Here is a 6,526-nt window from a genome sequence, read left to right on the forward strand (position 1 = left end):
GGCCGCGCCCAACCAGCCGACGCCTGGGCCGGCCCCGGTGGCCGGCTTCCCCGGGGCCGGCCCGCAGCCGGGTCCCCCGGCGCTGCCGGGCGCCCAGCCGCAGAGCCAGCCGGGACAGCCAGGACAGCCGGTGCCGCCCGGGCAGCCGCAGCACGAACAGCGCCCGTACCCGGCGCAGTTCACCCTCGGCCAGGGGCAGCCCCAGCAGCCGGGCCCGTTCCCCGGCCAGCAACCGGGACAGCCGGGCCAACAGCCAGGGCAGCCCGGCCAACAGGCCGGCGGCCAGGCGCACCTGGCCCTGCCACCCTCCCCTCACCAGCACCAGCCGCAGCCCGGGCAGCCCCAGCAGCAACAGCCCCCGCAGCAGCCGTACGCGGGCCCCGGCGGCGAGAACCCGTACGCGAACCAGGTGCAGCCCGGCGCGCTCGGCTACACCGCATCCGTCGAACTCAGCTCCGACCGGCTGATCCAGAACAAGCGCGCCAACAAGCAGCGTTCGCAGCCGGCCAGCAAGCCGGCCTCCCGGTTCAAGCTCGGGGGCAAGGCCGCCGAGGCGGAGCGGCTGCGCAAGCTGGAGGTCATCCGCACCCCGGTGCTGTCCTGCTACCGGATCGCGGTGATCAGCCTCAAGGGCGGCGTCGGCAAGACCACGACGACGACCGCGCTGGGCGCGACCCTGGCCAGCGAGCGGCAGGACAAGGTCATCGCCATCGACGCCAACCCCGACGCCGGCACCCTCGGCCGCCGGGTGCGGCGCGAGACGGGCGCCACCATCAGGGACCTGGTGGGCGCGATCCCGCACCTGAACAACTACATGGACATCCGCCGGTTCACCTCCCAGGCGCCCTCGGGCCTGGAGATCCTGGCCAACGACGTGGACCCGGCCGTCTCCACCACGTTCAACGACGAGGACTACCGCCGCGTCATCGACGTGCTGGGCCAGCAGTACCCGGTGATCCTCACCGACTCCGGCACCGGCCTGCTCTACAGCGCGATGCGCGGGGTCCTCGACCTCGCCCACCAGCTGATCATCGTCTCCACGCCCTCGGTCGACGGGGCCAGCAGCGCCAGCACCACGCTGGACTGGCTGGCCGCGCACGGCTACGGGGACCTGGTGCGGCGGAGCATCACCGTGATCTCGGGGGTGCGGGAGACGGGCCGGCTGGTCAGGGTCGAGGACATCGTGGCGCACTTCCAGACCCGCTGCCGGGGCGTGGTGGTGGCCCCGTTCGACGAACACCTGGCGGCCGGCGCCGAGTTGGACCTGGACCTGATGCGGCCCAAGACCCGGCAGGCGTACTTCGACCTGGCCGCGCTGGTCGCGGAGGACTTCGCGCGGATGCAGCAGGAGCAGGGGCTGTGGACGCCGGACGGCGGGATGCCGCCGCAGGTCGCTCCCCCGCTGCCGGGCCAGCAGCAGCCTCCCCAGCAACAGGGCTACGGCTACCCCCAGCAGCAGCCCCAGCCGGGGTACGGGTATCCGCAGCAGCAGGGCTACGGCTACCCGCAGCCGCAGCAACCGCCGCCCCCGCCCGGCGGCGGCTACCCGGGCGCGCCCCAGCAGCCCGGCGGCTGGAACCCGCCGCGCCCCCCGCAGGGTTGAGCGTCAACGGCCGGGCCCACCCGGGCCCGGCCGTCGTGCGTCAGCCCTCCCGGGTCAGCTCGCGCACCCGGTCGATGTCCCGGTGAATCTGGTCGAGAAACGCCTCAAGCGAGTCGAACGTGTCCTGGCCGCGCACGAAGTGACCGAACTCGACCGCCGCCCAGTCCCCGTACAGCTCCAGGTCGGTGCGGTCCAACGCATAGGCCTCGACCGTCCGTTGGGTGCCGTGGAACTGCGGGTTGGTGCCCACCGAGACGGCCGCCGGCATCCGTTCCCCCGCGGCCAGCAGCCAGCCGGCGTAGACCCCGTCGGCCGGCACCGCCGAGTGCGGCACCAGGTCCAGGTTGGCCGTGGGGATGCCCAGGTCGCGGCCGCGTTGGGCGCCGTGCACCACGGTGCCCTCCACCCGGTGTGGGCGGCCCAACACCTCGGCGGCGCCGGCCACATCGCCCTCCGCGATCAGCCGCCTGGCCAGCGAGGAGGAGAACGGCTCCCCGCCGCCGGCCGCCCCGCTCGCGTAGAGGTCCACCACCCGCACCCCGAAGCCGTAGGTCTCGCCCAGCTCGGCCAGGGTGTCGACGGTGCCGGCGGCCCGGTGGCCGAAGCGGAAGTTCGGCCCCTCCACGACCAGCTCCGCGCGCAGCCGCTCCACCAGCACCTTCACCACGAACTCGGCCGGCGAGAGCTGGGAGAACTCCTTGGTGAACGGCAGCACCAGCACCGCGTCCACGCCCAGCTCGGCCATCAGCTCGGCCCGCCGGTCGTGGGGGGCGAGCAGCGGCGGGTGGGAGCCGGGCCGGGTGACCTCCTTGGGATGCGGGTCGAAGGTGATCACCACCGTGGGGAGCCCCGACTCCCGGGCCGCCTCGACCGCCTGCCCGATGATCAGCTGGTGCCCACGGTGCACACCGTCATAGGAACCGATGGTGACGACGCTGCGCCCCCAGTCCCCGGGGACATCCGCCATGCCACGCCAGCGCTGCACCGTTTTCGCTCCTCGCCGCCTCGTGCAAAGTCCTGCCGATCCACGGTACCCGCCGCCACTCGTACGGGGGACGTCCGCCTCGCCTCACCCGCGCCGGGTGGCCGCGCGGTCGCGCCCGGCGCCTCAGACGAAGACGGCCAGGCTGCGGCTGCGTTCGCCGTCGGCCTCCACCAGGGCGATCAGCCGCCCGTCGGGGTCGAAGGCGGCGACCGGCCCCTTCGGCAGCTCGGGCACGGCGATCCTGGCCCCGTTGCCCAGCAGTGTGGCCTGCCGGGCGTCCACGTCCCAGCGCGGGAACGCGGCGCCGGCCGCCTCCGCGAGCGACAACGGCGCCAGCTCGGACCGGAGTTGGTCCAGGGTGCGGGCGGCGTCCAGGCCGTAGGGCCCGACCCGGGTGCGGCGCAGCGCCGTGAGGTGGCCGCCGCAGCCCAACGCGGCGCCCAGGTCCCGGGCGAGCGCCCGGACATAGGTGCCCGATGAGCAGACCACCCGGGCCGACACGTCGACGACGGCGGTGCCGTCGGGCGCGGTCAGCGCGTGCGGCTCCCCCACCTCGAAGGCGTGCACGGTGACGGGTCGGGCCGGGATGTCGACGTCCTCGCCGTCCCTGACCCGGCGGTAGGAGCGCTTCCCGTCGATCTTGACGGCGCTGACGCTGGCGGGCACCTGCATCAGCGCGCCCGTCAGCCGGCCGGCCTCGGCGGCGACGGCCCGCGCCGTCAGCCCGGCGGCGCCGGGCGAGGCGGTGACCTCGCCCTCGGCGTCGTCGGTGACGGTGGACTGGCCGAGCCTGACGGTGGCCAGGTACTCCTTCTCGGTCAGCGCGAGATGGCCGAGCAGCCGGGTCGCCCGGCCGAGGCCGAGCAGCAGCACGCCGGTGGCCATCGGGTCGAGCGTGCCGGCGTGCCCGACCCTGCGGGTGCGGGCGATGCCGCGCACCACGGCGACCACGTCGTGGGAGGTGTGTCCGGCGGGCTTGTCCACGACCAGCAGGCCGTCGGGGCCGCCCGCCGTTCCGCGACGGCTCATGGTGTCAGCTCAGTCCTCGCGGTCGCGGTCGGCCGGGCCCGAGCCGTCGGCCGGCTCGTCCGTGGCGGCCGGATCGTCGTCCTCGTCGCGGCCTGGCTCCCGGTAGGGGTCGGCCCCGGCGGCGTAGGCGGCGCCGGCCGCCTCCTGGCGCAGCCGCTCGTCGCGCTCCCGCGCCCGGTCGAAGAGGCTGTCGAGGTTGCGCGCGGTCTCCGGCAGCGCGTCCGGCACGAACGTCAGGCTCGGGGTGTGCTTCACCCCGGCCGCGGCGCCCACGGCGGAACGCAGCACGCCCTTGGCGCTGCGCAGCCCGGCGGCCACCTCCTCGCGGTCGGCGTCGTCCCCGTACACCGTGTAGAAGACGGTCGCCTCGCGCAGGTCCCCGGTGACCCGGGTGTCCGTGATCGTGACCCGGGTGCCCAGGCGCGGGTCCTTGATGTCCCGGTGCAGCTTCTCGGCCACCACCTCCCGGATGAGGTCGGCCAGTCGCTTCGCCCGTGCCCTGTCCGCCACGGTCCCTCTCCTCGCTCTTTCGTGTCCAGCGGTCGTCGTGACCGCTAGTCGTCGTCCTCGCCGTGGAACCGCCGCCGCGTGGACAGCAGTTCCACCTCGGGGCGGGCGGCCACCAGCCGCTCGCACTCGTCCAGCAGGCCGGCCAGGTGTCCGGCGTCGCCGGAGACGGCGGCCAGGCCGATGGTCGCCCGGCGGTGCAGGTCCTGGTCGCCCACCTCGGCGACGCTCACCCGGAATCTCCGGTGCAGCTCGGCCAGGATCGGCCGTATCACCGCACGCTTCTGCTTGAGCGAACGCACATCGCCCAGCAGCAGGTCAAACGAGAGTGTCCCCGTATACATGCCGAAGATCGTAACGGCCAGAGCCGGGGAGGCCCGGCGGGTTTTCTCACCCGCGCGGGCCGCCCCGGCTCAGCGCGTCAGGCGCGCGGCTTCTCGCGCATCTCGTAGGTGGCGATGACGTCGTCGACCTTGATGTCGTTGAAGTTCCCGAGGTTGATACCGCCCTCGAAGCCTTCCCTGATCTCGGTCACGTCGTCCTTGAAGCGGCGCAGGCCCTCGATGGTGAGGTTCTCCGCGACCACCTTGCCGTCGCGCACCAGGCGTGCCTTGGTGTTCCGCCGCACCTCGCCGGAGCGGATGAGGACACCCGCGATGTTGCCCAGCTTGGACGAGCGGAAGACCTCGCGGATCTCGGCCGTGCCCAGCTCGACCTCCTCGTACTCCGGCTTGAGGAGCCCCTTCAGGGCCGCCTCGATCTCCTCGATCGCCTGGTAGATGACCGAGTAGTACCGGACGTCGACGCCCTCGCGCTCGGCGGCCTGGGTGGCACGCCCCTCAGCGCGGACGTTGAAGCCGAGGACGATCGCGTCGGAGCCGGCCGCGAGGTCGATGTCGGTCTCGGTGACCGCGCCGACGCCCCGGTGGAGCACCCGCAGGTCGACCCCCTCGCCGACGTCCAGCTGGAGCAGCGAGGCCTCCAGGGCCTCGACCGAACCGGAGGCGTCGCCCTTGATGATGAGGTTGAGCTGCTGGATCTCGCCGGCCGCCAGCACCTTGTCCAGGTCCTCCATGGAGACCCTGCGGGTGCGCTTGGCGAACGCCGCGTTCCGCTCGCGGGCGGCGCGCTTCTCGGCGATCTGCCGCGCGGTGCGGTCCTCGCCGACCACCAGGAAGTTGTCCCCGGCGCCCGGCACGTTGGTCAGACCCTGCACCAGCACCGGCATGGCCGGCGTGGCCACCTGGACGTTGCGCCCGGCGTCGTCGAGCATCGCCCGAACGCGGCCGTACGCGTCGCCGGCGACCATCGTGTCGCCGACCCGCAGCGTGCCGCGCTGGACCAGCACGGTCGCGACGGCGCCACGGCCCCGGTCGAGGTGCGCCTCGATCGCGATGCCCTGGGCGGCCTGGTGCGGGTTGGCCCGCAGGTCGAGGGTGGCGTCGGCGGTGAGGATCACCGCTTCGAGCAGGCCCTCGATGTTGGTGCCCTGCTTGGCGGAGATGTCGACGAACATCGTGTCGCCGCCGTACTCCTCGGCCACCAGACCGAACTCGGTCAGCTGGCCGCGCACCTTCGCCGGGTCGGCGCCCTCGACGTCGATCTTGTTGACCGCGACGACGATCGGCACGTCGGCGGCCTTGGCGTGGTTGAGCGCCTCGACCGTCTGCGGCATCACGCCGTCGTTGGCCGCCACCACCAGGATGGCGATGTCGGTGGACTTGGCACCACGGGCCCGCATGGCGGTGAACGCCTCGTGACCCGGGGTGTCGATGAAGGTGATCCGCCGGTCCTCGCCGTTGACCTCGGTGGAGACCTGGTAGGCACCGATGTGCTGGGTGATGCCGCCGGCCTCGCCCTCGATGACGTTGGTCTTGCGGATCGCGTCCAGCAGGCGCGTCTTACCGTGGTCGACGTGGCCCATGACGGTGACCACCGGCGGCCGGGAGACCAGCGCCTCCTCGCCGCCCTCGTCCTCGCCGAACTCGATGTCGAAGGACTCCAGCAGCTCGCGGTCCTCCTCCTCCGGGCTGACGATCTGAACCGTGTAGTTCATCTCGTCGCCCAGCAGCTGGAGGGTCGCGTCGGAGACCGACTGGGTCGCCGTGACCATCTCGCCCAGGTTGAACAGCACCTGCACCAGCGAGGCCGGGTTGGCGTTGATCTTCTCGGCGAAGTCGGTCAGCGAGGCGCCACGGGAGAGGCGGATGACCTCGCCCTTGCCGCGCGGCAGCATCACGCCGCCGATCGACGGGGCCTGCATGGCCTCGTACTCCTGGCGACGCTGCCGCTTCGACTTGCGGCCACGGCGCGCCGGGCCGCCGGGGCGGCCGAAGGCGCCCTGCGTGCCGCCACGGCCACCGGGGCCGCCGGGGCGACCGCCGAAGCCGCCGCCGGGACGG

The 6,526-nt window shown here is 73.4% G+C and carries 6 protein-coding genes; 1 reads left to right on the forward strand and 5 read right to left on the reverse strand.

What is annotated here, in order from left to right; translation table 11 throughout:
• Positions 1-1,603, forward strand: a 1,603-nt coding sequence (locus tag EBN88_RS32785; protein ID WP_407703475.1) for a MinD/ParA family ATP-binding protein, incomplete at its 5' end; no start/stop codon positions are given.
• 40 nt (positions 1,604-1,643) lie between these two features.
• On the opposite strand, the gene EBN88_RS27690 is transcribed toward EBN88_RS32785, so the two are convergent.
• The 5 genes from EBN88_RS27690 to infB all read right to left on the reverse strand — a co-directional run.
• A complete protein-coding gene (locus tag EBN88_RS27690) occupies positions 1,644-2,588 on the reverse strand; it encodes a bifunctional riboflavin kinase/FAD synthetase (protein WP_122399780.1) in 945 nt (314 codons plus the stop codon).
• Positions 2,589-2,711: 123 nt separating this feature from the next.
• Positions 2,712-3,617 carry a tRNA pseudouridine(55) synthase TruB gene (gene truB / locus EBN88_RS27695; protein WP_122399781.1) on the reverse strand — a complete coding sequence of 302 codons (906 nt, stop codon included), beginning with the start codon at positions 3,615-3,617 and terminating at the stop codon, positions 2,712-2,714.
• A gap of 9 nt (positions 3,618-3,626) precedes the next feature.
• A complete protein-coding gene (gene rbfA, locus EBN88_RS27700) occupies positions 3,627-4,127 on the reverse strand; it encodes a 30S ribosome-binding factor RbfA (RefSeq protein WP_122399782.1) in 501 nt (166 codons plus the stop codon).
• Between the two features lie 44 nt (positions 4,128-4,171).
• Positions 4,172-4,468: a DUF503 domain-containing protein gene (locus EBN88_RS27705; protein ID WP_122399783.1), complete on the reverse strand. Its 297-nt coding sequence runs from the start codon at positions 4,466-4,468 to the stop codon at positions 4,172-4,174.
• Positions 4,469-4,545: 77 nt separating this feature from the next.
• Positions 4,546-6,526: translation initiation factor IF-2 (gene infB, locus EBN88_RS27710; protein WP_233581039.1), on the reverse strand; the 1,981-nt coding region annotated here is incomplete at its 5' end.

It is taken from the genome of Streptomyces triticirhizae (genome assembly GCF_003696235.1).
GTDB classification, from domain to species: domain Bacteria; phylum Actinomycetota; class Actinomycetes; order Streptomycetales; family Streptomycetaceae; genus Streptomyces; species Streptomyces triticirhizae.